Here is a 23,743-nt window from a genome sequence, read left to right as displayed (position 1 = left end):
GCTACGGTAACAAATGTTCGCCTGCCCAAAGCTGCGCAATGGTTTCCCTTTCCCTGATCAAGTGCAGGCTGCTTCCATCAACCATCAGCTCAGTCAGACGTGGCCTGGAATTATAATTTGAACTCATGGTAAAGCCATAGGCGCCGGATGAGCGTATCGCCAGCAAATCGCCCGGAGCGATTTTTAGCGGGCGGTCTTTACCCAAAAAGTCGCCGGTTTCGCAGACCGGGCCGACAATATCCCAGGTTGTTTCCTCGGCGTTACTTTGCAGGTTTACCGGGATGATGTTCTGCCAGGCGCTGTATAAAGAGGGGCGCACCAGGTCATTCATGGCCGCATCGACGATCGCGAAATTTTTATGGGCAGTCGGTTTAAGATATTCAACCTGGGTCACCAGGATACCGGCATTGCCGACGATAGCGCGGCCAGGCTCCAGTAAGATTTCAAAGCCTGTCCATTCGGCAGATTCAGGACAGGTTTTGCCAAGCCGCGCCAAAACCGCCTGAATATATTCGGCAGGTTCAGGCGGCTGTTCATCTTTATAGCAAATGCCCAAGCCCCCGCCCAGATCCAGGTGATGCAGGTTAATGCCTTCGGCTTTTAGTGTCGCGACCAGATCGAGAATTTTATCCAGCGCGTCCAGGAACGGCCGGGTTTCGGTCAGTTGCGAACCGATATGGCAGTCTATGCCGATCACGTTGATATACGGCATGGCCGCTGCGCGGCGATATTCAGTCAAAGCCTGTTGAATGTCTATGCCGAACTTGTTTTCCTTTAAACCGGTGGAAATATAAGGATGGGTTTTGGCGTCGACATCGGGGTTTACCCGAAAAGACACCGGCGCGATAACGCCCAGTTGTCCGGCCAGAAGGTTAATCCGGTCCAGTTCGCCGCTGACTTCGATATTAAAACAGCGGATGCCGATCTTTAACGCCGCCAGAATTTCATCCTCGCGTTTGCCGACGCCGGAAAACACGATTTTTTTAGGATCACCGCCGGCCTTAAGCACCCGTTCCAATTCGCCCAGAGAGACGATGTCGAAACCTGAGCCTAAACGGGCCAGCAGGTTGAGTATCGCAATATTGGAATTAGCCTTGACGGCGTAACAGATTAAATGCGCGTGCTCGCCAAAAGCCTGATCGAAAGCCTTCCAGTGCCGCTCCAGCGTAGCTCTTGAATAGATGTAGCAAGGGCTGCCGTATTTATAGACAATGTCCTGAACGGCGATGTCTTCGGCGAAAAGCTCGCCGTTTCGGTAATTAAAATGATCCATGTTATTTCTTTTTTTCGGGCTTGGTTTCCGGTTCGGGCGCTGGTTCCGGTTCTACATGAATCGGCGCTGCTTGTCCCGGCAAATAAAGCGGGCCGGGCTGTCCGCAGCCTGCAACAAACGAGTTTAGCAGCACAAGCAGTAATAATTTATAAGGTTTCATAGCGCATTATCATAAATCATTTTTGGTAAGCATGAGGCGCACTGGAGCCCCATGGCAAGAATGGCCGATATAATAAGCCGAATTGCAAGAAAAGGCATCAGAAATGCTGACAGTTACGGGTTTCCCTAATCAGACGGGTGGTATAGCCTTAAACTGAATGGGGCAGCGATTCCCGCCGCTTAAAATTATCGGGACTATTTCCTATGCAGATTAGGTTTGCCAGTGCGGAATTGCCGTAACTTTTGCCAGCCAATGTTTTAGCCTGTCGCGGGTTGGCGGGGTCGGGCGGTCAAAGACGAGACGGGCAGTAGCCCGGAGCACTTTAATGTGCGAGGATAATCGAAGTCCAACATTTTCCTTGGAGCGCTTATGAACCCTAAAGATTTTTTAACGTCCGCTTGCGGCGTACAGATGCCCCGGATTATTTACGGTACGGCCTGGAAGAAAGACGCAACGGCAGCGTTGGTGGAACAGGCTATCGGCTTGGGTTTTCGCGGTATCGATACCGCCTGCCAACCCAAGCATTACAACGAGGCGGGTGTCGGGGACGGCGTGGCCGCCTGCCTGCACCGAGGAATAGACCGCAGCGAGCTTTATCTGCAAAGCAAATTCACGCCGCTTAGCGGCCAGGATCCGATGAGCGTGCCTTATGATCCGAACGCCGGTCTCGGCGGGCAAGTGGCGCAATCATTCCAAGCTTCGCTGAAAAACCTGCAAACCACTTATCTGGATTGCCTGGTGCTGCACTCGCCGCTGGCAAATCCACCGCAGACAATGGAAGCATGGCGGGCGATGGAGCAGATCGTTCACAGCGGCGGTGTCAAACAGTTGGGAATCAGCAATTGCTACGATTTTGGGCAGTTTGAGCGGTTGTATCGGGATGCCGAGATCAAACCGGCCGTTATCCAGAACCGTTTTTATGCGGAGACCGGGTACGACCGGGCTATCCGCAATTTTTGCCGGGAACACGGGGTCATTTACCAAAGTTTCTGGACGCTGACCGCCAATCCCGGTGTCCTGTCTCATCCTACGCTGAAAGCTCTGGCGGTGAAATACCGGCGTAGCGCCGCCCAGATATTTTTCCGCTATTTGAGCCAGATCGGCATTATTCCGTTAACCGGGACCACATCGGAAATCCACATGCGCGAAGACTTGGCGCTATTTGACTTTGAATTGGCCGAAGGTGAATGCGATGCGGTGGAGACATTGCTTTGATTTACTCGATGTTCAGGGCGGAAAAACACGATGCCGGGCCGATTGCCGCTCTGGTTAACTCGGCTTATCGCGGCGAGTCCAGCAGACAAGGCTGGACCACGGAAGACGATTTACTGGCCGGACTAAGAACCGATACTGAAGAGATCCTGCGCTTGATCTCGAGTGAAGACTCGATGTTTCTGCTGTGCAAGGCTGAAGCGGAACTGATCGGCTCGGTGCATTTGCAGAAACAGGCGGAGCAGGTTTGCCTCGGCATGCTGGCAGTAAGCCCCGCATTGCAGGAACGGGACATCGGCAAGCAGTTGTTGGCAGCCGCGGAGCTGGCCGCGCAGGAAACCTGGGCCGTCAATAAAGCGGTTATGACCGTGATCGCATGCAGGAACGAACTGATCGCATTTTACCAGCGGCGCGGTTACCGGCGCACCGGGGTAAGCAAAGCGTTTCCGGTGAATCCCGGGCTATGGACGCCTAAAGTTACAGATTTACGCTTGGAGATATTGGAAAAGATTCTGTAGCGGTAGGGCCACCGCGCACCCTTTACGAATGCCGGCCATTGGGTTCATTGGGCAGCCTTGTCTCAGCGGTTTTCCCATAGTTTGATCATCGCCGCCTTAGAAATCGCAACCTTGCCGATAAAAGGGCGATCGACGGCGATGATCGAAAACATCATTGATCCGATCATCACTCCGAACAGGCTGGCCATAATGCGGGCTGCAACCAGATCATGTTGGTGGGCGAATGCCGAAAAGGTCAGCACCACCAGCGCGGTCATTACCACGGTCACCCATACTTCGCCGGGAATAATATCGGTCGCGGCCATCAGCCGGTTTTGCCGTGCTATTTCGACATCTTTCAAGGTGGCTGTCAGAGACCTGCGTATTTCCTCCGGCAGGCCGGGCAAGCCGGTCAGTACAGTCCGGTGCAAGTTATCGAGGATCTGCTGGGCGCCGGTATTTTCGATACCATCCGACATAGATTGCCATTCTTGCTGTGTTACTGTCTTGGCGTAGGCTGCAATCGCCAAGCCGAACTCGGGATAACGTTGTGCGTCAACCATTTTGGCCGCAAAGCTGAGCGAGCGTACTTCCTGATGCACGGCTTGCTCGGCGAATTCCTTTTCACGCCAGATGGTGTTGGCGACCAGGGCGGAAAAAATCACATAGCCGGCCATCATGGCGCCGCCCAACGGCGGCAGCATGTTGCGAAAGGACGGTTTTAGTTTCGCCAAATGAGTTCGGTGGACTATTTCAACAATCAACCAAGCCAAGGCAACCGTCGTTCCGATTATCAACAACGCCATCACCACAATCGGCAACTCAAGCAAGAACAGTATCATTTATTACATCTCCGAATTAATAGGCCCCAACCAGGCAAACGAGCATCCCGGCGCAGAAAAGGATGTGGATAAGTTTGTTCCACCGGATTAGGAGCAATGCGCTTCGTTTATTGCATCCACGAGCTACGCTCGCTTAGGAGAGCGTCTCCCGTTTGAAAGGTTTTACGATGGTGAAGTATAGCCATTAGGCACAGATATAACAAAACGTAAGGGTCGGGGTTACAAAACCCGGCTCTCTGATTCATGCCGTTCCCAGCGGGTTTATGTTGCGCATTTTCATATCGAAGCAACGATACATCGTCTATAGTTATCTTATTTTTAGAACCGTCGTTGAAAATTAGGTAAGCGCGTGAAGATCCAAGCCCGACTATTGTTGTTAATGTTATCCAAGACCACGTTCACGATGGTCATTGCCTTGCTCGTCACCTCGTATTTGACGCGGGATGTCGTGGAAACAGCGGCAAAGGAAAAATTGGCGGCGATATCGGAAGCCCGATACAGCGCGTTGAGCCGTTGGGCAGAGACGCTACAGGCACAAATGGCTATTTTGGCGGCCGAATCGACTACGGCCGGCTTGTTAGGCCAATTGAGCGCGGAATTTCACAACGTGGGCGACAATGCTCAAGTGCTGTTACAACAAAATTACCTGGCGGCAGGACGCGGTCAGGACGGGCAAAAACCGGCTTCACTTGCAGCTTACGATAAGCTGCAACGCACCGTTGTGGAATTCTTTAACCGTCGTTATGACGCCTACGGTTGGAACGATATGTTTTTGATTGATACCCAGGGTAATGTGGTGTTCAGTCTAAAAAAAGAAGCCGATTTCGCCACCAATTTACACACCGGCCCTTGGCGGGATTCGGGATTGGCGCGGGCGGTCACGCCGTTGCTGCATGATGCTATTCCAGGGCAACTCGGTTTTGCCGATTATTCGCAATATGCGGCCAACAACATGCGGCCGGCCAGTTTTGTTGCTATGCCGATATTCGATAAGGAAAAACAACAGTTTTTAGGCGTGGTGGCTATTCAATTGCCCAGCGCCGGGATGAGCGAGTTGATGATGGACAAAACAGGCCTGGGTGAAACCGGCGAGGTCATCGTAGTCGGCAAGGACAGCTGGGTGCTGACCGACTCCCGTTTCAGCAAGGAAAGCACCATATTGAAAAGACAGATTAAAGCCAAGCCCGAAGATACGGTATTGGCAGGAACAACCGCGACCCTGATCGTGCCGGATTATCGCGGTATTGAAGTGATAGCGAGGGTTAAACCGTTTACCCCCTTTGCCAACGCGCTGGGCGATAAGGCGCTATGGGGGATTATCACTAAAATCGAACACGCTGAGGTATTGCGCGAATACTATCATATCCAGCGCACGTTATTGTTTATCACGGGGGGTTTGATTCTACTTGCGGTGAGTTTGGGGGTATGGGGCGGGCGCACTATAACGCGGCCTTTGATCCGCATTACTGATGCACTGACGCGTTTGGCGAAGGGCGAACAAGTCAAGGTACCCGAATTAAATCGCAGCGACGAAATCGGCGAGATTGCCAAAGCGGCAGAGACCTTTTATACCATTGTTCAACAAGTGGAACAGGAGCACTGGCTCAGTGAAAATGTCACCTTATTGACCAGTGCGGTGTCGGCGGAAAAATCAGTCAACAAGGCGGCGGAACGGGTTTTGCATTTAATCTGCGATTTGTTGGACGTCCCCGTCGGCGCGGTTTATTTATTGGACAATGGGCGTTATCAACGCATCAGCACTCATGGCCTGGCGCGCAGTAATCAAGCCGAGACTTCATTTGAGCCGGGCGTAGGTTTATTGGGGCAGTGCGCGAAAAGCAATCAGGCCTTGGTGCTGTCGCCGGTGCCCGCCGGTTTAACGATTATCAGCACCGGCTTGGCGGAATTTGCCCCGCATGAACTGATCATTTATCCGATTGTTCATAAAAATGAAGTGTTGGCGGTGCTGGAACTGGCCGCGACGGGCTCATTGCAGGCTAAACAACACGCATTTTTGAAAGCCGCCTCCGCGGCCTTGGGCTTGCAATTCGCCAATTTGCAAGCGGCCGAACATAATTCCCTGCTGTTGGCGGAGACCAGTAAACAGGCCGCCGAGCTGCGCGCCAGTTCGGGTTATGCGCGCAGTTTAATTGAAGCCAGTCTCGATCCTCTGGTCACTATCGGTATCGACGGCAAAATCATGGATGTGAATGCGGCGACCGAAAGAGTAACCGGCGTAGCGCGCGACCAGCTGATCGGTAGCGATTTTTGCGATTATTTCACCGAGCCGGATGAAGCGCGCGCCGGTTATCAACAAGTGTTTTCCAAAGGCTTTGTCACCGATTATCCGCTGGCCATTCGGCACACGACGGGCAAAATTACCGATGTACTGTATAACGCCAGTGTTTACCGCGACAGCCAAGGCGAGGTGGCGGGGATTTTTGCCGCCGCCCGCGACGTCACCGAATTACGGGCCAGCTCCAGTTATGCGCGTAGTTTGATTGAAGCCAGTCTCGATCCCTTAGTGACTATCGGTGTGGACGGCAAAATCATGGATGTGAACGCGGCGACCGAAAAAGTCACCGGCGTAAGGCGCGACCAACTGATCGGGAGTGATTTTTGCGATTCTTTCACCGACCCGGATGAAGCGCGTGCCGGCTATAAACAGGTGTTCTCCAAAGGTTTTGTCACCGATTATCCGCTGGCCATTCGGCACACGACGGGAAAAATTACCGATGTGCTGTATAACGCCAGCGTTTACCGCGATAGCCAAGGCAAGGTGGCGGGGATTTTTGCCGCCGCCCGCGACATCACCGATAAAAAGAAAGCGGATCAAATCATGTTCGAACAGCAGCAGTCTTTGTTACAAAGCAACGCTGAAATGCAATCGATCACCGAAGAGTTGCGCAGTCAATCGGAGGAAATGAGATCGCAGAATGAAGAACTGAAATCCAGCCAAGAGGAGTTACGCGCTCAACAAGAAGAAACCTTGGAGAAAAATCAATTGCTGGAAACGCAAAGCAAGCAACTGAAAGAGGTCCTCGCCGAAGTCAATGCAAAAGCCGACCAGCTGCAACAAGCTAATCAATATAAATCGGAATTTTTAGCCAATATGTCGCACGAGTTGCGGACACCGCTGAACAGCATTTTGATCTTATCCAAGAGTTTGGCGGAAAATGACGAACACAACCTTTCCGCCGATCAGGTCGAATCGGCCGGGGTTATCAGCGAAAGCGGCACACAACTATTAACCTTGATTAACGATATTCTCGACCTGTCAAAAATCGAAGCGGGAAAACTGGAGCTGGTAAAAGAATCCTTTTCCTTGAATGACATGGCGGCTTATATACGGCGCGTTTTTTTACCGCAAGCGGAAATAAAACAGTTGTCGTTCGCGATAGAGCTCGCCGCTGACCTGCCCGAAACCATTTATACCGACAGGCAACGGCTGACGCAGGTGCTGTCGAACCTGCTGACCAATGCCATTAAGTTCACCGACGCAGGCTCGGTAAAGGTTCTGGTCAGCAAAATCGATGACGATTTGCAGATCGAAGTGGTTGATACCGGCATAGGCATTCCTCCCGATAAACTGGAACATATTTTTGGCGCATTTCAACAATTAGACGGCTCAACCAGCCGCAAGTATGGCGGCTCCGGCTTGGGGCTGGCGATCAGCCGTAATTTGACCAATTTGCTGGGCGGGGAACTTACCGTTACCAGTGCGATAGGGCAGGGCAGCCGGTTTTTTATACGCCTGAGCAAACTGTTGCAGCCTGAATCTCAGGCCGAATCGCATAATCCCGCGCCGGTATCTTCAGCAATTGCCGCAGTCACTCCGGCTGCGGGCGGCAATATTCTGTTGGTGGAGGATGATACCCGCTTGTTGGCTATTCTGGGGCGCATGATTGCCACATTAGGTTTTACCCCGGTAGCCGTCGAATCGGCCGAGCAAGCGTTATCGGCACTTGCTGAAACACCGCTTAGCGGGATTTTTCTCGATCTGGGCTTACCCGGCATGAGCGGCATGGAATTGTTGCGGCTGTTAAAAGCCGGCGAGGCTACCGCCAGGATTCCCGTGTTTATTATGTCGGGTGCGGTCGATACCGGAGAGGCTAAAAGCTTGGGCGCTCTGGGCTTTTTGGAAAAACCCGTCACCCGCGATACCATCATCAATGCACTGAAAACGATGACGCAAGCGACGCAAGATGCCGCTGTGCAGCAGATTTTACTGATTGAAGACAATCCGATCGATAGAACATTTGTCGAAAAGCTGCTGAAAGATACCGGGAGAGACATCGTTGCCGCTGAAACCGGCAGTGCGGCGTTGCAACTCTTGCAATCACAACGTTTCGATGTGGTCATTCTCGATCTGCAACTACCCGACATGACCGGTTTTGAGTGGCTAAAACAAGCACAACATCATTTGAATCCGCCGCCTATCATTATCTACTCGGCACGCGAATTAACCGAAAACGAAGTGTTCGAATTGAAAGGCGTGACCGAGAGTATAGTGACTAAGGATGCGTTAAGCGACCGTTTGCGTGAGGAAGTGCTATATGCCTTACGCTATGCTGAAGGACCCGCTACGGCAAGTTCGGAACAGGCCATAGGCAAAAAATTACTGCTGGTCGATGATGACGCGCGCAATCTTTATGCTCTCACCAAGGTGTTAAAAAGCAAAGGCTTTACGGTTGAGGTCGCGCCTGACAGCATAAAGGCGTTGGAACTGTTGGCGCAAACAACTTTTGATGTCTTGTTGACCGACATCATGATGCCGCAAGTCGATGGTTATGAGCTGATACGCCGTGTTCGCGCTTTAGATTACGACAAATTGCCGATCATCGCGATCACCGCCAAAGCGATGCAAGGCGACGACGCGCTGTGCCTGCAGGCGGGCGCGAATGCCTATTTAGCCAAACCCGTCGATGTTAATGCCTTAATCGAACTGATCAGCACGCTGTGATGACTGTTTTAATCAAATGGAAAAACCACCACATCGAGGATGTGGAAGTAAACCTGTTGTTGAGTGCGCTTAAAGAACGCTACGGTTATGACTTCTCCGGCTACGCCAGAGCGTCACTGAAACGTCGTTTGTTAGCATTGACGCATGAGTTTGATGTCGGGCAGTTATCTCAACTGATACCGATACTGCTGCATGACGAGAAGGTGGCGCAAACCGTCATCAACAGTATTTCCGTGCCGACCTCGGAATTTTTTCGCGATCCTGGCGTCTGGTATTATTTGCGCACCACTATTTTGCCGCAACTCGCCAGTTTTCCGCGCATCAACATCTGGCAAGCGGGTTGCGGCTACGGGCAGGAAGCCTACAGCCTGGCCATTCTGCTGCATGAATCAGGCTTGTTAAAAAGAAGCCGTATTTTCAGCTCCGATATTAATCCGCTATTTCTCGATAACGCGCAGAAGGGGTGTTGGCCGGCACGGTACAAACAACCATGGAGCGACAATTATGCGCGCGCCGGCGGCAGCGGAGTATTTGCCGATTTTTTTATCGAAAACAAAAATGACATTATTATTCGCGATGAATTTAAACAGCCGATAGAGTTTATTCAACATAATTTAGTTGTCGACGATGTTTTTAAAGAAATGCAGTTAGTGGTTTGCCGTAATGTTTTGCTGTATTTTGGCAATAGCTTACAAGAACAGGTTGTCAACTTGCTGACGCGCAGCTTGGAGCGCGGCGGTTATTTACTGCTGGGACGCGGCGAAAATATTGTAGATTTGGCGGAAAAACACCCGCAGCTGGAACTGCTGGATTGTTCATTACAGCTATACCGTAAACTTATTGGTACTCTTGATGTATAAAATGTTGGTCATAGGTTTATCGGCAGGCGGTATGCCGCTTGTAAAGCAGGTATTGGCTGCCTTACCTAAAGACTATTCCTTGGCGGTTGCTATCGTGGCGCATCTGCCTCAAGGTTACGAAAGTAATCTTGCGCAACTGCTGGATGCGGTAACCGACTTGCCGGTGACGACGGCAAGAGACAAACAGCCTATTGTCGCCGGGCATGTTTATGTCGCCCCGCCCGATTATCATCTGCTGGTTGAGAAAGACAGCCAGTTTAGTTTCTCCTTGTCAGAAGACGAACCCGTAAAATCCGTGCGTCCCAGTATTGACGTGTTACTTAAAAGCGCCGCGGAAGTGTTTGAAAGCGGTTTAATCGCCGTCATACTCAGTGGCGCGAACTCTGACGGCGCAGATGGCATGGTGGCCGTCAAACAACTGGGCGGTTTGTGTATGGTGTTGAATCCACTCGACGCGGAATTTTCCACCATGCCTAATGCCGTCATTCGGCAAGTCGATGTGGATTATATTGCCGGCATAGAGGACATTATCAGTCTGTTGGTTTCAGTAGACGAAAAATTATGACAGGAAAAGCCAAAATTCTGATTGTCGACGATAACCCAAACAATCGTCTTGCCATACGCACCATTTTGAAAGGCATAGATGCCGAGCTGTACGAAGCGGATAACGGTTTTGATGCGTTGACGATGGCAATTGAAACCGAGTACGCACTGGTTTTACTCGATGTGCAAATGCCCGAAATGGACGGCTATGAAGTTTGTGAACAACTACGCGCCGATGCCCGCACCGCCGACACGCCGGTGATTTTTTTGACCGCCGCCTATAAAGAAAACAGAGATAAGATGCGCGGTTATAGTGCGGGGGCGACGGACTATCTTACCAAACCCCTGGACGACCATATTTTGAAAGCCAAAGTCCATGTGTTTCTGCGCCTTTATTGGCAATATCAACAGCTACAGGAAAATAATGCCGCGCTCGCGTTGGCTGCTTCAGTCTTCGAATCGCAACAAGGCATTGTGATTTCCAATGCCGACAACATCATTGTCCGGGTCAATAAAGCCTTTTCTGAAATGACCAGCTACAGTGCCGAAGAAGCCATCGGTAAAAATCCCAGCATTCTCAAGTCGGGCCGTCACGACACCGATTTTTATCGGGCCATGTGGCAGAGCATTCATAATTTGGGCGCATGGCAAGGTGAAATCTGGAATAGGCGCAAAAACGGCGAGATTTATCCCGAATGGTTGAGCATCACGCCGGTTAAAAACAATGGGGTCATCACCCATTACATAGGCACAATGACCGACATCACTGAATACAAATCGGCTGAAGCGCAAATTCACCAACTGGCGTTTTATGATTCACTGACGGGATTGCCCAATCGCCGCTTGTTGTTAGAGCGTTTACAGCACGGCATTGAAATGTGCGTGCGCGATAACAAGCTTATGACGGTCATGATGCTGGATTTAGATAACTTCAAGCCGGTTAATGACAGTTTGGGGCATTTGGCAGGGGACGAACTGTTACAGCAAGTTGCCGGCCGCCTATTGGATTGTTTGCGTACTGCCGACATGATTGCCCGTTTGGGCGGCGATGAATTTACCGTGCTATTGGAAAACATCACCCATGCCGATGACGCGGCCCATGTCGCCGAAAACATCATCACTGCGTTAAGCAAACCTTTTTATTTGGTTCTTGAACATAAGGAAGTGCGCATTGGCGTCAGCATCGGTATCAGCGTGTATGGGCAGCATGGCACGACGCCGCAGTTACTGATGGATCATGCCGATGCGGCCTTGTATAAAGCGAAAGACAGTGGGCGCAATTGCTTTGCTTATTTTTCCGAAGACTTAACGATTGCGGCGCGTAGTCGCATCGAACTGGAATCGCGCTTGCGAGGTGTTATTGAACGTGAAGAATTATTGGTGTATTACCAGCCGCAAGTGGATATCGCCACCGACAAAATTATCGGAGCCGAAGCATTAATACGCTGGCAGCAACCCGTAGAAGGATTTACTTCGCCGGGGCAATTTATTGGTTTCGCGGAAGAAACAGGGCTTATTGACATTATCGGGGCGTGGATACTGCGTGAAGCATGTCGCCAAGGCAGGCAATGGCTGGATGCCGGTTTGCCCCCCTTGGTTTTGGCGGTCAATGTCTCTCCGCACCAATTCCGGCATAGCAATATCATCAGTCTGGTTGCCGATGTGCTGAACGACACCCGGTTTCCCGCACACTGTTTGGAATTGGAGCTCACTGAAAGCGGTTTGATGGACAATCAAGACAAAACGCGATTTATTTTGGATAATCTGCGTCAACTAGGCGTTCATATTGCAATTGACGACTTCGGCACAGGCTATTCGTCGCTGGCCTATCTCAAACATTTTCCGATCACCACGCTAAAAATCGATAAAAGTTTTATCGATGACATCCCTTACCAGCAAGACGACATGGCAATTGCCTCAACCATTATCGCGATGGGGCACATCCTGGGCTTTAAGATATTGGCCGAAGGCGTGGAAACGCCAGAGCAGCTGGCATTTTTGCTGGAAAAAGGCTGTGATAACTATCAGGGATATATCAAAAGCAAACCGGTGCCTGCGCATGAGTTTGCCCGGTTATTGCGTGATCAACAGCGGGACGGGTAACGGAAGATGGAGACTCTCTGTGCCAGATTTAACCCGTGCGGATCTTCAGTGTTTAAGCGTTGAAGTTCAGGATGCCTAAAGTTGCAGATTTGCGATTGGAGATATTGGAAAAAGTGATGTAGAGCCTGACGGCTTGCTTAGCTTGGAAAAATGTTGATTACTTCCAATACAGGTCATCAGACCAATTTATTCGGCACCGATCTGCTGCAACAACTCGATCCCAATGATCCGTTGTTCCGCCTTGCCAGCGTGCTGTCTTGGCGCGAACTGGATCAAGCCTTTGGATGAGGCTATTTTTTGCGCTGATTTTGATCGTTAAAACGGTTAAACCATCCCTGCTTCGGCTGGGTTCCGCTTAACAACTTGTTACCGGCTGAGTCGGAGTGTAGGCATGGTTGGGGGTTTTTTTCAGGGCTGACTACTTATCCAGAGTTCAGGTCAAGAAATTATGGCGCCCATTCAACGTTTGAAAAAATGGCCATCGCAATGGCCTCATTTGCGCGCTCTGTAGTATGAGCAAAATCCAAAAAGACTTCACCTTGCCTGTTTTCAAGAACATTACTCAAGTCGATAGATACAACTCCTTGAGCGTTCAATGCATTACTCTGGCGGACAAATTTGTCAATGCTATAGTTAAATACCCGCTCGATCCCCGGAGGGGTCAACAAGAAGTTATCAATAAGAAATTGCTCGTGTTTAGTACGAGATTTAAGCGAAAAGATGGATGGTTGAAGAAAATGATAAAAATCAGCTCCCGACATTTTGCTGTATTGATGCGCTAACCGAATGTTATTGGCAAAATTCTCGCTTGCCTTAATCGCCCTTGCGTTTATCTCTTCGGCATTACGCGCATTTGGCGGAGGCGACTTCTGCTTAATATATTTGAGCAATGTGGCGAAATTTATTAGCTTTACTTTCTCTAAAACAGGCACTATTTGTGATCCAAGAATATCCGGTTTTTGTGAATTCTGTAGAGTGTTTATGTTGACGCCATGTTCGTAACCGTTGTATATGTTATGTAAAATATCGGGGCCGCCATCGACAAATATTACGATATCTCCTTCTTTTAGTTTTGTCTCGCGTAAGAAATAAAGTTGCTGCTCGGAGTTCATTGATACGGCACCGTAATTAACGACCTTATATTTAGTCGTAATTTCGTTGACTTTGCGCTGCACTATGCTTGGTATAGTGTATTCGTCCGGGACTTCCTGCGAGTATATTGTGGATGAGCCATAAATGTGCACAGTATTTGTCGCGTTTTCCGGAACAAACGCAGTGCGACGGTGTCCGTCAATCACATTGATATACTTGCCTTCAAAATTTATTAATCTACGGACCTTGTCATCGAGCCTTGATCTTTCTCCGTTAGCGGATTCATGAATAAAATCCTCGTTAAAGTAAGGCGAATCAGAATATGCCGGCGGTTTGTTTGCCCGGAAAACCCACCGGGACTGATATACCGGCAGTTTTTTTATGATGAGCAGACTACATACTTCTATTAAATAAGTTGTAGCTACAAGAGTCACAAGGACAATTATTAAATTGGTTATTCTGTTGAATTTCACTGTCACTTTCTCTTGTAAGGTATGATATTGTTCTTTAAAGCGTTTGACTCCGGTCATGCCGTCCTGCACATAAGCCACGTCCTCAAATTTATCGGTTGGGTCGGTTTTCCGGCCGGTTTAACCCGCGTTTAATATCCGTTTTTGAAGCCGCATTTGAAAAATAGGCGGATTTATGGGCAAGCCTCATTTCCAGCAATGTGCGGCGCAATTCGTCAGAAATCAAAATAGATAAAAGCCGCTGTATTTCCCTGGCTTATTGTGATCGCCACAAGCCAACAGAAAGCCAGCGCAGTCCATATAAATTCAGGCCGCACGTAATAAACCGCAATTTTGGTCCGCCTGATGTCGTCAAACCGGTGTAACGCGAAGAACACTAAGATCAACAGCAACGGAAAAATATTATTGTTGACGAATGAAGTAATTCCGCCCCAACTGCCGATAAAGGGGGCCGCCCAAATGTCTAACGCTTTTGCAATAGTCGGGCTACGAAAAAAGACCGCGGCAAAAGCGAAAAAATGAAATGTCAGCAACACTCCAATCCAATCGGGCATTTTACCGGATGGCAATCTGCGCAAGGTGGGTCTCAACAAATAATTAACTGATATGCCGATGCCGTGCAACAAGCCCCAAATCAAAAAAGTCCAATTTGCACCATGCCATAAACCACTTAACAACATGGTAACCAGCACATTGCGGACGGCCTTGAGCCGTCCGTGCCGGTAGCCGCCGAGAGGCTGGAAAAGATAGTCGCGAAACCAGAATGAAAGCGTAATATGCCATCGACTCCATAAGTCGTTGAGCGAACGCGCGGCGTATGGGCGACGGAAATTATTAGGCAGATGAATTCCTAGCGCGAGCGCAAGTCCAATCGCCATGTCAGTATATCCGCTGAAGTCGCAATATATTTGGACCGAGAAACCGTAAATCGCCAGCAGCCCATCCAACGCTCCCGGCATTCCATTCTGTTTATAAACATCATCGACCGCGAAGCCGACCTGATCCGCAAAAACCAGCTTTTTTACCAAACCGAGCGAAAAAATAGCGAGCGGCACGGCAAACCGGCGTAGTGTCGCAATGCGCTGCCGTTCGAGTTGCGGCAGCAGTTCATCGGGGCGCAGAATCGGCCCGGCAATCAGGTGCGGAAAGAACAAGACGTAGGCGAGTACCGTCGACGCGGATGACGTTGCCGGAAACCTGCCTTTGTAAATATCGATTACATAGGCCGTGAGGGTAAAAGTGACGAAAGACACGCCAAGCGGCAATGGCAGATTGAGCAAACTGTCGTGTATGCCAACGAACGGGCCGATCAGCTCCCTAAAGAAAAAATCCGTGTATTTGTAGAAAACGAGCGGTAAAAATAGACCGATGACAGTCGCAACCGCCCGGTGTTTGCGTGCGACAGGACTGGTAGCGCCATTCATCCAAATTACGCCAAGATAGGCTATCGCCGTCAACAAGTAAGGCAGCCATATGTATTCGATTCGCCACCATGCGTAAAAGATCGTGCTACCAAGAATAACCAGGTAAATTCTAAATTGCTTGGGAACGACGAAGTGGAGCAGGAAGTAAACGGAAAAAAATACAAAAAATATCGGCGAACTAAATAGCATTCCCTTTCCTGTTTACTTGTTGATCGAGGCGTCGCCTGATTGGGAAAGCGTTGGCAGGATTGCCTCAGCCATCAGCCGGTGGCCTAGTGCATTGGGGTGCGGATCGGTCGGCATCGCCCAAATATCTTTCGACGGAATACCTTTCATTGTGGACAGTTGGTCGCAATAAATGTAGCCATACTCGGCGGATACTTGTCTCATAATGTCATGGGCAAAATCGAACTTGTAATCAACTAAATTGTATGTGATTGGCGTCATGGCCAGATATATGCGAATACCGTGTGCCTTGGCATAGTCCGAAAGTTGCTTGAGCTTTTCCTTCATTTTGATCATGCCGGGTGAATTCGGCTGATATACATCACGGTAGTACTGCACCATCGATTGCTCTCCCGTCTTCTCGAATACCCGGTGATAAGCGCCCCACAAAGTCACCGCCAGTTCACTGTGCTGCAACAGAAAATTACCTCCGCCAGCAGGGAGGTCTTCAGCGTCGCGCAGGCAGTAATGCACGACTATATCGGTTGGATGCAGGTCGGTAAGTTCATCAAAGAAACGGGAAACGTAGCGTTCCGTGTTGTAGTTGCCGACTCCGGCGTTTAGCACTTGCACGGGTTGCTTGTCGATAGCGCTCAACATCGTCTCAAGTTTTGCCTCGACGGTGTCCTGTTCAGGAACCCCCCAGCCAAATGTGATGGAGGCGCCTAGAAATAGGATTCTTCGTCCGCCGGGCGGCAATGCGGAAAGCGGGCCGCCGCGCAACCCATGCTCGTTAAGCCGGATCTCGACATTCTGCAGTATTGCCGATTTCGACTTAACATGGTCAAAGTCAAGCATTGGCTCGGGACGGCGGATTTTTAGCTCCTTGCCGTAGCGCCACATCTCGATATCGTAGTTGGTCATTGAGCTGTTCTTTATACGCAGGAGTCCTTCTGCGAGGCCTAGTGAGATTGCCAGAGAAAGACAGACTAAAATAATCGAGTGAAATTTTTTACTAGCTTGCCGCATAAAAACCTTCGGGAGAGTTTGAGTTATAAATCCGGATATCCTACTTCAGAAACCTTCATTGTGCTTGGCGTCCGACATATAGGCGCTTATAGGGGGCGCACATTTCCTCTGTGCGGCCGGAGCTTGTAATCTGATTGTCTTCATTATCGGGAGGATTTATTAATGCCAAGTCATGTTGCTATTACAACAATTTGCCGGTTCTCTTTTAATTAACCGCTATGGGCACGGTGCAGTTAGTCCGGCTTAAGGGTAGTGCTGTAATTTATTTTCAGACGGGTATCCTGTTTTTCTTTGTAAAGGATATAGTTCTCAATAACCAGCAATTCGATCTCCGATCCCATAAAACAACGAAAAGCATCCTCGGGGCTGCAAACAATAGGTTCGCCGCGAATGTTGAAGCTGGTGTTAACGAGAACAGGGCAGTCGGTGCGGGCTTTGAATGCGGACAGGAGTTCATGAAACCTCGGGTTGGTTTCACGATCCACGGATTGTATCCTTGCGGAATAGTCGACATGAGTCACTGCGGGTATTTCGGAGCGCGGCACATTAAGTTTATCGATCCCAAACAGCGCCAGCTCCTCTTTCGTCATTTTCCTTCGCTTATTTTGGGCTACATTTGCAACGAAAAGCATATATGGGCTGTCGCAATCAAGTTCAAACCAGTCAGCCATATCCTCTCGTAATACTGCCGGTGCAAAAGGACGAAAACTCTCGCGATACTTGACTTTAAGATTTAAGGTTTTCTGCATGGCGGGATTACGGGGATCTCCGAGTATAGAGCGCGCTCCGAGAGCGCGAGGGCCAAATTCCATGCGCCCCTGAAACCAGCCCACCGCTTTTCCCGCCGCCAAAGCGTCTACGGTGGCGGTAATCAAATCGGAGTCATTTAACTTTTCGAAGCATGCGCCAGCACTGGAGAGTTGTTGTTCAATCTCGCTATTGTTGTAACTCGGCCCAAGGTAAGCGCCGGACATTGCATCTTTTCCATTTGTCCGGCGCGGTTTGTCGAGATGTGTGTAATAAGCCGCCAAAGCCGCGCCAACAGCACCGCCGGCGTCTCCTGCGGCCGGTTGAATCCAAATTTTATCAAATTTACCGTCCCGCAAGATTCTCCCGTTAGCCACACAATTCAGTGCAACGCCGCCGGCAAGGCAAAGATTTTTGCTGCCGGTTTCACTGGAAAGGGCGCGCGTCAGCCGAAGCACTATTTCTTCCGTAACCCATTGAATAGACGCGGCAATATCCATGTGCTTTTGCGTCAAAGGTTGCCCGGGCTTTCGAGGCAGATCGCCAAAAAGCTTGTAGAATTTCTTGCCGGTCATCTTAAGGCCGGTGCAATAATTAAAATATTGCATGTCAAGCCGAAAAGTTCCGTCAGCCTTTAGATCAATGAGCTTGTCCAGGATAACGTCGGTATATTTTGCTTCTCCGTAAGGAGCCAATCCCATCACCTTGTATTCGCCCGAATTGACTTTAAAACCAAGATAATAGGTAAATGCCGAGTATAAAAGGCCTATCGAATGTGGAAAATGTATTTCTTTCGTCGTTTCCAGACGGTTCTCGCATCCGATCGCTACTGAAGTCGTTGTCCATTCGCCGACGCCATCCATTGTTAGTACAACGGCTTCCTCGAATGGTGAAGCAAAAAAAGCGGAGGCGGCGTGACTTTGGTGATGTTCAGCGAATAGCAAACGGCTTTCGATATTTGGCCCCGCGCCCAGCTTTGTCAATTCATCGCGCAGTAATATTTTTTGAAACAGCTTTTCCTTCAGCCAAACCGGCATTGCCGTTAAAAACGATTGAAAACCACGCGGTGCAAAAGCAATATATGTTTCAAGAAGTCGTTCGAATTTCAAGAAAGGCTTGTCGTAAAATACAACATAGTCAATTTGATCCAGTTTCTTGCCGCCTGCATTCAGGCAATACTCAATCGCGCTCTGGGGAAAACGGGCATCATGCTTTTCGCGCGTAAAGCGCTCTTCTTGGGCTGCGGCGATTATCTGCCCATCTGCAATCAAACACGCCGCGCTATCGTGATAAAACGCCGAAATCCCTAATATGTGCATGGGTTCTTCTGCGGATTTCAAAATATGGCGTAGATAAAGGGCGCGATTGCGGAACCCTGACTAAAAACAACCAGTCCGCCGACCAATGCCAGCACGAATACGATCGGCAAAAGCCAATATTTCTTTCGCATAGACAGGAAAACCCAAAGCTCTCGTAAGATGTTCAACATAATTAATTTCTCTTTAAAATTGATTTTTCATGTCTTGTTGTTTAGCTGCCGAAGGCGTCCGTTTTTGCCAATATGTTTGCGCTTCACGATCCAGTCTCAGCTTAAGCAAGTCTTTTTTGAAAAGGCGCATTAATAGTCCAATCGGGAAAATAGTCGATAAGAAAACGATCCCCATAATAAGGGGATTGACTACATGGGATAAAAGCAAGCCGATACGATACCAAAGATTGTTAAGCGGACGTAACGGCGCTACCCAGAAATAAGCAAGAAGAAGAAAAACAGCAGCGGTGGAGAGCCATGCCATCCACCAATAATCATGAAAGTCGCGGACTTGATAGAGTCTTACAAAACCTATGGCGGAAAATGCGGCAGAAAAAGTGATTCCAAATCCGCGTTCGCTTGGTTTTTTTTCCTGCTTCCCACGTAAGCAGTCTGAGCGTTGCTTAGTTAGTCCTGGTGGGGAGCTTTTAATCGTGACTTTTTTCATAAGATTGGCGAATGTCGGTTATTCAAAAATCCCTTAATATATACCAAATTTAATATACCAAATTTAAGAAAAACATCGTCATTTCGGTGGGAAATTGGCGCGCTCTGTCGCCTCTATAGATTATAAATTTTAAGGGACTGTTTTAGGAAGTTAATTTTAGTCAGGCCATTTCGGCATCGGATTGATTATATTGAACTAAGATTTAAATGACCAAGGCACAGCTAAGTCACGAAATGGAATTTCAAAAAGGAAGTCTTGTAAAATGGCGCGCCCGAGACGATTCGAACGTCCGACCACAGCCTTCGGAGGGCTGTACTCTATCCAGCTGAGCTACGGGCGCGTAATGCGTATTCTAACCGATCGGCGCTGTAATTACGACAACATTGTTTTCAAATGCGCCAGACTCGCCTTGCCGCGCTCTTTGATGACTTCCGGGGCCAGCTGTTTTTTGTTGACCCATTCCAGGTCGTCTTCGGGCAGTTCGCTTAAAAACCGGCTGGGTTCGCATTCGGCGACTTCGCCGTAACGTTTGCGATGGGTGCAGTAGCTGAACGTGCAGGTGCGCTGGGCGCGGGTGATGCCGACGTAGGCCAGGCGGCGTTCTTCTTCTATGTTGTCGGTTTCGATGCTGTTTTGGTGGGGCAGGATGTTTTCCTCGATGCCGATTAAAAACACATGCGGAAATTCCAAGCCCTTGGCGGCATGCAAGGTCATCAGGCTGACCTGGTCGCTGGCTTCGTCTTCCTGATTGCGTTCCATGATGTCCATCAGCATGATTTTGGCGACGATTTCCGCCAGCGGCATTTGGCCGTCGGTTTCCTTGTCGGCGATGCGTTTGAGCCATTCAATCAGTTCGTAGACGTTTTTCAGTTTGCGGTCGGCGGAGTCCTTGGTTTTGCTCTCCTCCTGTAAATGCTGCGGATAACCGATTTGGTCGATGAACTGCTCGATAACGGCAAAAGTATCGCCGCGCTCGATGCGGTCGGCGGTATCGATAACCCAGTCGCGGAATTTTGTCAGCCGGTGCATGGCTTTTTCGGACAGCCTTTGGCTCAGGCCGAATTCGGTACTGGCCGCGAACAGGCTGATATGCCGTTCGTTGGCATAGGCGCCGAGCTTTTCCAAAGTGCTCGGGCCGATTTCGCGTTTGGGCGTGTTAATCACGCGCAAAAACGCCGCATCGTCGTCCTGGTTAACGAACAGGCGCAGGTAGCCGAGAATGTCCTTGATTTCCGAATAGGCGAAAAACGAGGTGCTGCCGCTGATGAAATACGGGATGTTGTTTTCCCTTAAGCCTTTCTCGAACAAGCGGGACTGATGGTTGCCGCGATATAAAATCGCATAATCCTGGTAATTGCTGCCGGTCTTGAATTTATGATGAATGATCTCGGACACAATCTGCTGAGCTTCGATCTGCTCGTCTTTATGGCTTAAAACCCGTAGCGGATCGCCGTAACCCAGCTCGCTCCACAGCCGCTTTTCAAAAGCATGAGGATTGTTGGCGATCAGTTGGTTGGCGACTTTAAGGATGCGCCCGGTGGAGCGGTAATTCTGCTCCAGCTTGATGACGTGCAGACGGGCGTAGTCTTTTTGCAATTGCGCCAGGTTTTCTGGCTGCGCGCCGCGCCAAGCGTAAATGGATTGATCGTCATCCCCAACCACGGTAAACCGGCCCAAATTTCCGGCGATTAGCCGCACCAGCTGGTATTGAGTGATATTGGTATCCTGGTATTCATCGACCAGCAAATAGCGAATCTTGTTTTGCCACTTTTCCAGAATAGCCGGATGCTGTTGAAACAGCAGCACCGGGAGCAGAATCAGGTCGTCGAAATCGACAGCATTGTAGGCTTTCAAGCTGCGGGTATAGTCGATGTACAGATTGGCCGCCGGATATTCGTTGGCTTTGGCGATGGTTACGGACTGCTCCGGCGTGACGAAGGCGTTCTTCCATTGGCCGATTTGTCGGGCATAACTGTCGACGTTGTCGATGTCGCAGTCTTTCGCGCCGTGGCTGATCAGGTTGCGCAGCAGCGTGTGCTTGTCCTGTTCGTCGAACAGGGTCAGGCCTGATTTATAGCCCAGCGTCTTGGATTCCGCCCGCAATATATCCAGGCCCAATGAATGGAAGGTCGATACTCGCAGACCGCGTTGTTGCTTGTCGTCCAGCAGTTTGGACACCCGGCTTTTCATTTCCCGCGCGGCTTTGTTGGTGAAGGTCACCGCCGCAATATGCCGCGCAGGCAGGCCTTGCTTGACCAAGTAAGCGATTTTTTCGGTAATCACCCGCGTCTTGCCGCTGCCCGCTCCGGCCAGCACCAATAAAGGATGATCTATCGCTTTAACAGCGGCTTGTTGTTGTGGGTTTAGTTTGGACATTGATAGTTTAGCTAGTTCCCAAGCTCAAGCTTGGGAGTTCGGTTTTGGAAGCTCCAGCTTCCTGTCTCGCGAAGCTGCGACTGCATGGATGCAGGAGGTAGAGCAACGCAGGAGCGGTTGCCGAGAGCTTCGTGTTCTGAGTTCCCAATCTGGAGATTGGGAACCAGCAGAGCTTACGCTAATAAGCATTGTTCATAAAGACAACGCCGCGAAATCCTCGACCGCAACCTGCATAACCCGCTGGGGTTGCCTTTGTTGGTCAGTGATTGCCTGGTAATCGTTTTCGATTTTTTCTAAAACCAAAGCATCGAAATATTGCTCACCGCAAAACGTACATTCAAGACAAGGCACATGCTCAACAACAAGCATCTGCTCGTCTTTTTGGTAGATATAGCGTGTGGTTTTGCTGCTAAGGTGTTTATGACCACAGAACACACATTGCTCGGACATGTTATACCTCGTTCAAACTTAACTTAATCATATAGCGCATTAAACTTTACGATCCAGCTTGCGATAGCTGATGGCTTCGCTTAAATGCGCGGTTTCAATATTGTCCGATTGGGCAAGGTCGGCAATGGTGCGCGCCAATTTTAAAATCCGATGGTAAGCCCGATGCGACAGGCCGAATTTGTCCATCGCCTGCTCTAAAATCCGGTGGCTAGTTTCGGACAGCACACACAACTGTTTAACTTCCTTAGCCGCCAAAGCCGAATTGGCTTTGCCGCTACGCGCAACAGCCAAATTGCGGGCCGCAACCACGCGCGCCCTGATTTTCTCGCTGCTCTCTTCTCCTTCCGGCGAACCTTTGCGCAGCACTTCATGCGAGACCCTGGGCACTTCCAGATGCATGTCGATACGGTCCAGCAGCGGGCCGGATACTCTGGCCCGGTAGCGCATGACTTGCTCGGACGTGCAATGGCAGCGCCCCGAGGCGTCACCCAGAAAACCGCAAGGGCAGGGGTTCATCGCCGCAATCAGTTGGAAACGCGCCGGGAAATCGACTTGCCTTGCGGCGCGGGAAATGGTGATGTGGCCGGTCTCCAGCGGCTCCCTTAGCACTTCCAGAACCTTGCGGTCGAATTCCGGCAATTCGTCCAAAAATAACGTGCCATTATGCGCCAGCGAAATTTCGCCGGGCCTAGGATTACTGCCGCCACCAACCAAGGCCGCCGCCGAAGCTGTATGATGGGGCGCACGATACGGCGGCTTAAGCCAGTTGGCGACATCCAGCCCCTGATCGCTGATCGATGCAATCGCTGCGCTTTCCTGTGCCTGTTGCTCGGTTAATTGCGGCAGGATAGTCGGCAAGCGCGAGGCGATCATCGATTTGCCGGTGCCGGGCGGGCCCAGCATAATCAGGTTATGCGCGCCGGCCGCGGCAATCTCGAAAGCTCTTTTGACGTGATATTGGCCATGCACATCGGCAAAATCTATATCGGCCGCCTTTGCGGTCTGTTCTTCCTGCTGAAACTCGGCCTGTATCAGGTGCTGCCCGGTCAGATGGGAGCACACTTCCAGTAAGTGCATGGCCGGGATAATTTCAATATCCTTGACCAGCGCCGCTTCGGCGGTATTTTCCTTGGGCAGTATCAGTTTCCGCCGATTGTTTCGGGCTTGTATCGCAATCGGCAACACGCCGTTGATAGCCCGCAGTTCACCGCCCAACGACAGCTCGCCGACACATTCGTAGTGATGCAAGTGAGCCGTCGGAATCTGCCCTGATGCGGCCAGGATGCCCAACGCGATAGCCAGATCGAAACGCCCGCCTTCCTTGGGCAAGTCGGCGGGAGCCAGGTTGACCGTGATGCGCTGCATCGGGAACTCAAACTTGGAGTTTAATATCGCGCCCCGGACCCGGTCTTTGCTTTCCTTAACCGCCGTTTCCGGCAGGCCGACAATATTCAGTGCGGGCAGGCCGTTGGCGACGTGAACTTCAACGGTCACCAACGGCGCTTCGATGCCGGAGCGACCGCGACTGTAGATAACCGCTAAGGACATGGCTGCTGGTTCC

Annotated in this window: 19 protein-coding genes and 1 tRNA gene; 7 read left to right on the top strand and 13 right to left on the bottom strand. The window is 50.3% G+C overall.

Annotation, left to right across the window (positions count from 1 at the left end):
- Position 1 precedes the first annotated feature (1 nt).
- Both lysA and lptM read right to left on the bottom strand, forming a co-directional pair.
- Positions 2–1,273 (bottom strand): diaminopimelate decarboxylase, encoded by a 1,272-nt coding sequence (gene lysA, locus B0F88_RS01605; RefSeq protein WP_104422177.1) that lies wholly within the window; start codon positions 1,271–1,273, stop codon positions 2–4.
- Position 1,274: 1 nt separating this feature from the next.
- Positions 1,275–1,433 (bottom strand): LPS translocon maturation chaperone LptM, encoded by a 159-nt coding sequence (lptM, locus tag B0F88_RS19270; protein WP_181049811.1) that lies wholly within the window; start codon positions 1,431–1,433, stop codon positions 1,275–1,277.
- Positions 1,434–1,802: 369 nt separating this feature from the next.
- Here lptM and B0F88_RS01600 point away from each other — a divergent pair, with 369 nt between their 5' ends.
- Positions 1,803–2,648: an aldo/keto reductase family protein gene (locus B0F88_RS01600; RefSeq protein ID WP_104422176.1), complete on the top strand. Its 846-nt coding sequence runs from the start codon at positions 1,803–1,805 to the stop codon at positions 2,646–2,648.
- The gene (locus tag B0F88_RS01595) at positions 2,645–3,163 is read left to right on the top strand and encodes a GNAT family N-acetyltransferase (RefSeq protein ID WP_258076523.1); all 519 of its coding nucleotides are present in this window, start codon (positions 2,645–2,647) and stop codon (positions 3,161–3,163) included. The genes B0F88_RS01600 and B0F88_RS01595 overlap by 4 nt, the downstream gene beginning before the upstream one ends.
- A 62-nt stretch (positions 3,164–3,225) precedes the next feature.
- On the opposite strand, the gene B0F88_RS01590 is transcribed toward B0F88_RS01595, so the two are convergent.
- Positions 3,226–3,984, bottom strand: a complete 759-nt coding sequence (locus B0F88_RS01590; protein WP_104422174.1) for a bestrophin-like domain — start codon at positions 3,982–3,984, stop codon at positions 3,226–3,228.
- 349 nt (positions 3,985–4,333) lie between these two features.
- Here B0F88_RS01590 and B0F88_RS01585 point away from each other — a divergent pair, with 349 nt between their 5' ends.
- The 5 genes from B0F88_RS01585 (at position 4,334) to B0F88_RS19260 (ending at position 12,741) form a co-directional block, all read left to right on the top strand.
- A complete protein-coding gene (locus B0F88_RS01585; protein WP_146083296.1) occupies positions 4,334–8,947 on the top strand; it encodes a response regulator in 4,614 nt (1,537 codons plus the stop codon).
- Positions 8,947–9,807, top strand: coding sequence for a CheR family methyltransferase (locus B0F88_RS01580; protein ID WP_104422172.1), 861 nt, complete (start codon positions 8,947–8,949; stop codon positions 9,805–9,807). The genes B0F88_RS01585 and B0F88_RS01580 overlap by 1 nt, the downstream gene beginning before the upstream one ends.
- Entirely contained in the window at positions 9,800–10,372 is a 573-nt protein-coding gene (locus B0F88_RS01575) for a chemotaxis protein CheB (RefSeq protein ID WP_104422171.1), read from the top strand. Before B0F88_RS01580 ends, B0F88_RS01575 begins: the two co-directional genes overlap by 8 nt.
- The gene (locus tag B0F88_RS01570) at positions 10,369–12,453 is read left to right on the top strand and encodes a putative bifunctional diguanylate cyclase/phosphodiesterase (protein ID WP_258076522.1); all 2,085 of its coding nucleotides are present in this window, start codon (positions 10,369–10,371) and stop codon (positions 12,451–12,453) included. The genes B0F88_RS01575 and B0F88_RS01570 overlap by 4 nt, the downstream gene beginning before the upstream one ends.
- Positions 12,454–12,603: 150 nt before the next feature.
- Complete coding sequence (locus tag B0F88_RS19260; protein ID WP_181049810.1) at positions 12,604–12,741, top strand: hypothetical protein; 138 nt, start codon at positions 12,604–12,606, stop codon at positions 12,739–12,741.
- A 158-nt stretch (positions 12,742–12,899) separates the two neighbouring features.
- Here B0F88_RS19260 and B0F88_RS01565 read toward each other — a convergent pair whose 3' ends face one another.
- From B0F88_RS01565 to B0F88_RS01525, 10 genes are all read right to left on the bottom strand, one after another.
- Entirely contained in the window at positions 12,900–14,075 is a 1,176-nt protein-coding gene (locus B0F88_RS01565; RefSeq protein ID WP_104422170.1) for a hypothetical protein, read from the bottom strand.
- Between the two features lie 155 nt (positions 14,076–14,230).
- A complete protein-coding gene (locus B0F88_RS01560; RefSeq protein WP_104422169.1) occupies positions 14,231–15,628 on the bottom strand; it encodes an MBOAT family O-acyltransferase in 1,398 nt (465 codons plus the stop codon).
- 12 nt (positions 15,629–15,640) lie between these two features.
- The gene (locus B0F88_RS01555; RefSeq protein WP_181049809.1) at positions 15,641–16,528 is read right to left on the bottom strand and encodes an SGNH/GDSL hydrolase family protein; all 888 of its coding nucleotides are present in this window, start codon (positions 16,526–16,528) and stop codon (positions 15,641–15,643) included.
- 338 nt (positions 16,529–16,866) lie between these two features.
- Entirely contained in the window at positions 16,867–18,699 is a 1,833-nt protein-coding gene (locus tag B0F88_RS01550; protein ID WP_104422167.1) for a carbamoyltransferase family protein, read from the bottom strand.
- A 17-nt stretch (positions 18,700–18,716) separates the two neighbouring features.
- On the bottom strand, positions 18,717–18,869 hold the full coding sequence (locus B0F88_RS19255) for a DUF5989 family protein (protein ID WP_181049808.1): 153 nt from the start codon (positions 18,867–18,869) through the stop codon (positions 18,717–18,719).
- A 13-nt stretch (positions 18,870–18,882) separates the two neighbouring features.
- A complete protein-coding gene (locus tag B0F88_RS01545) occupies positions 18,883–19,356 on the bottom strand; it encodes a hypothetical protein (RefSeq protein WP_104422166.1) in 474 nt (157 codons plus the stop codon).
- 263 nt (positions 19,357–19,619) lie between these two features.
- Positions 19,620–19,696: transfer RNA gene (locus B0F88_RS01540), tRNA-Arg, on the bottom strand.
- A gap of 32 nt (positions 19,697–19,728) precedes the next feature.
- Positions 19,729–21,732 (bottom strand): DNA helicase Rep, encoded by a 2,004-nt coding sequence (gene rep / locus B0F88_RS01535; RefSeq protein WP_104422165.1) that lies wholly within the window; start codon positions 21,730–21,732, stop codon positions 19,729–19,731.
- Positions 21,733–21,924: 192 nt separating this feature from the next.
- Complete coding sequence (locus tag B0F88_RS01530) at positions 21,925–22,182, bottom strand: YgiT-type zinc finger protein (RefSeq protein WP_104422164.1); 258 nt, start codon at positions 22,180–22,182, stop codon at positions 21,925–21,927.
- A 39-nt stretch (positions 22,183–22,221) separates the two neighbouring features.
- Positions 22,222–23,730 carry a YifB family Mg chelatase-like AAA ATPase gene (locus B0F88_RS01525; protein WP_104422163.1) on the bottom strand — a complete coding sequence of 503 codons (1,509 nt, stop codon included), beginning with the start codon at positions 23,728–23,730 and terminating at the stop codon, positions 22,222–22,224.
- Between the last annotated feature and the right edge of the window lie 13 nt (positions 23,731–23,743).

Source organism: Methylobacter tundripaludum (assembly GCF_002934365.1).
In the GTDB taxonomy this organism is placed as follows: domain Bacteria; phylum Pseudomonadota; class Gammaproteobacteria; order Methylococcales; family Methylomonadaceae; genus Methylobacter_A; species Methylobacter_A tundripaludum_A.
This window is presented reverse-complemented; position numbering and strand designations above follow the sequence as displayed.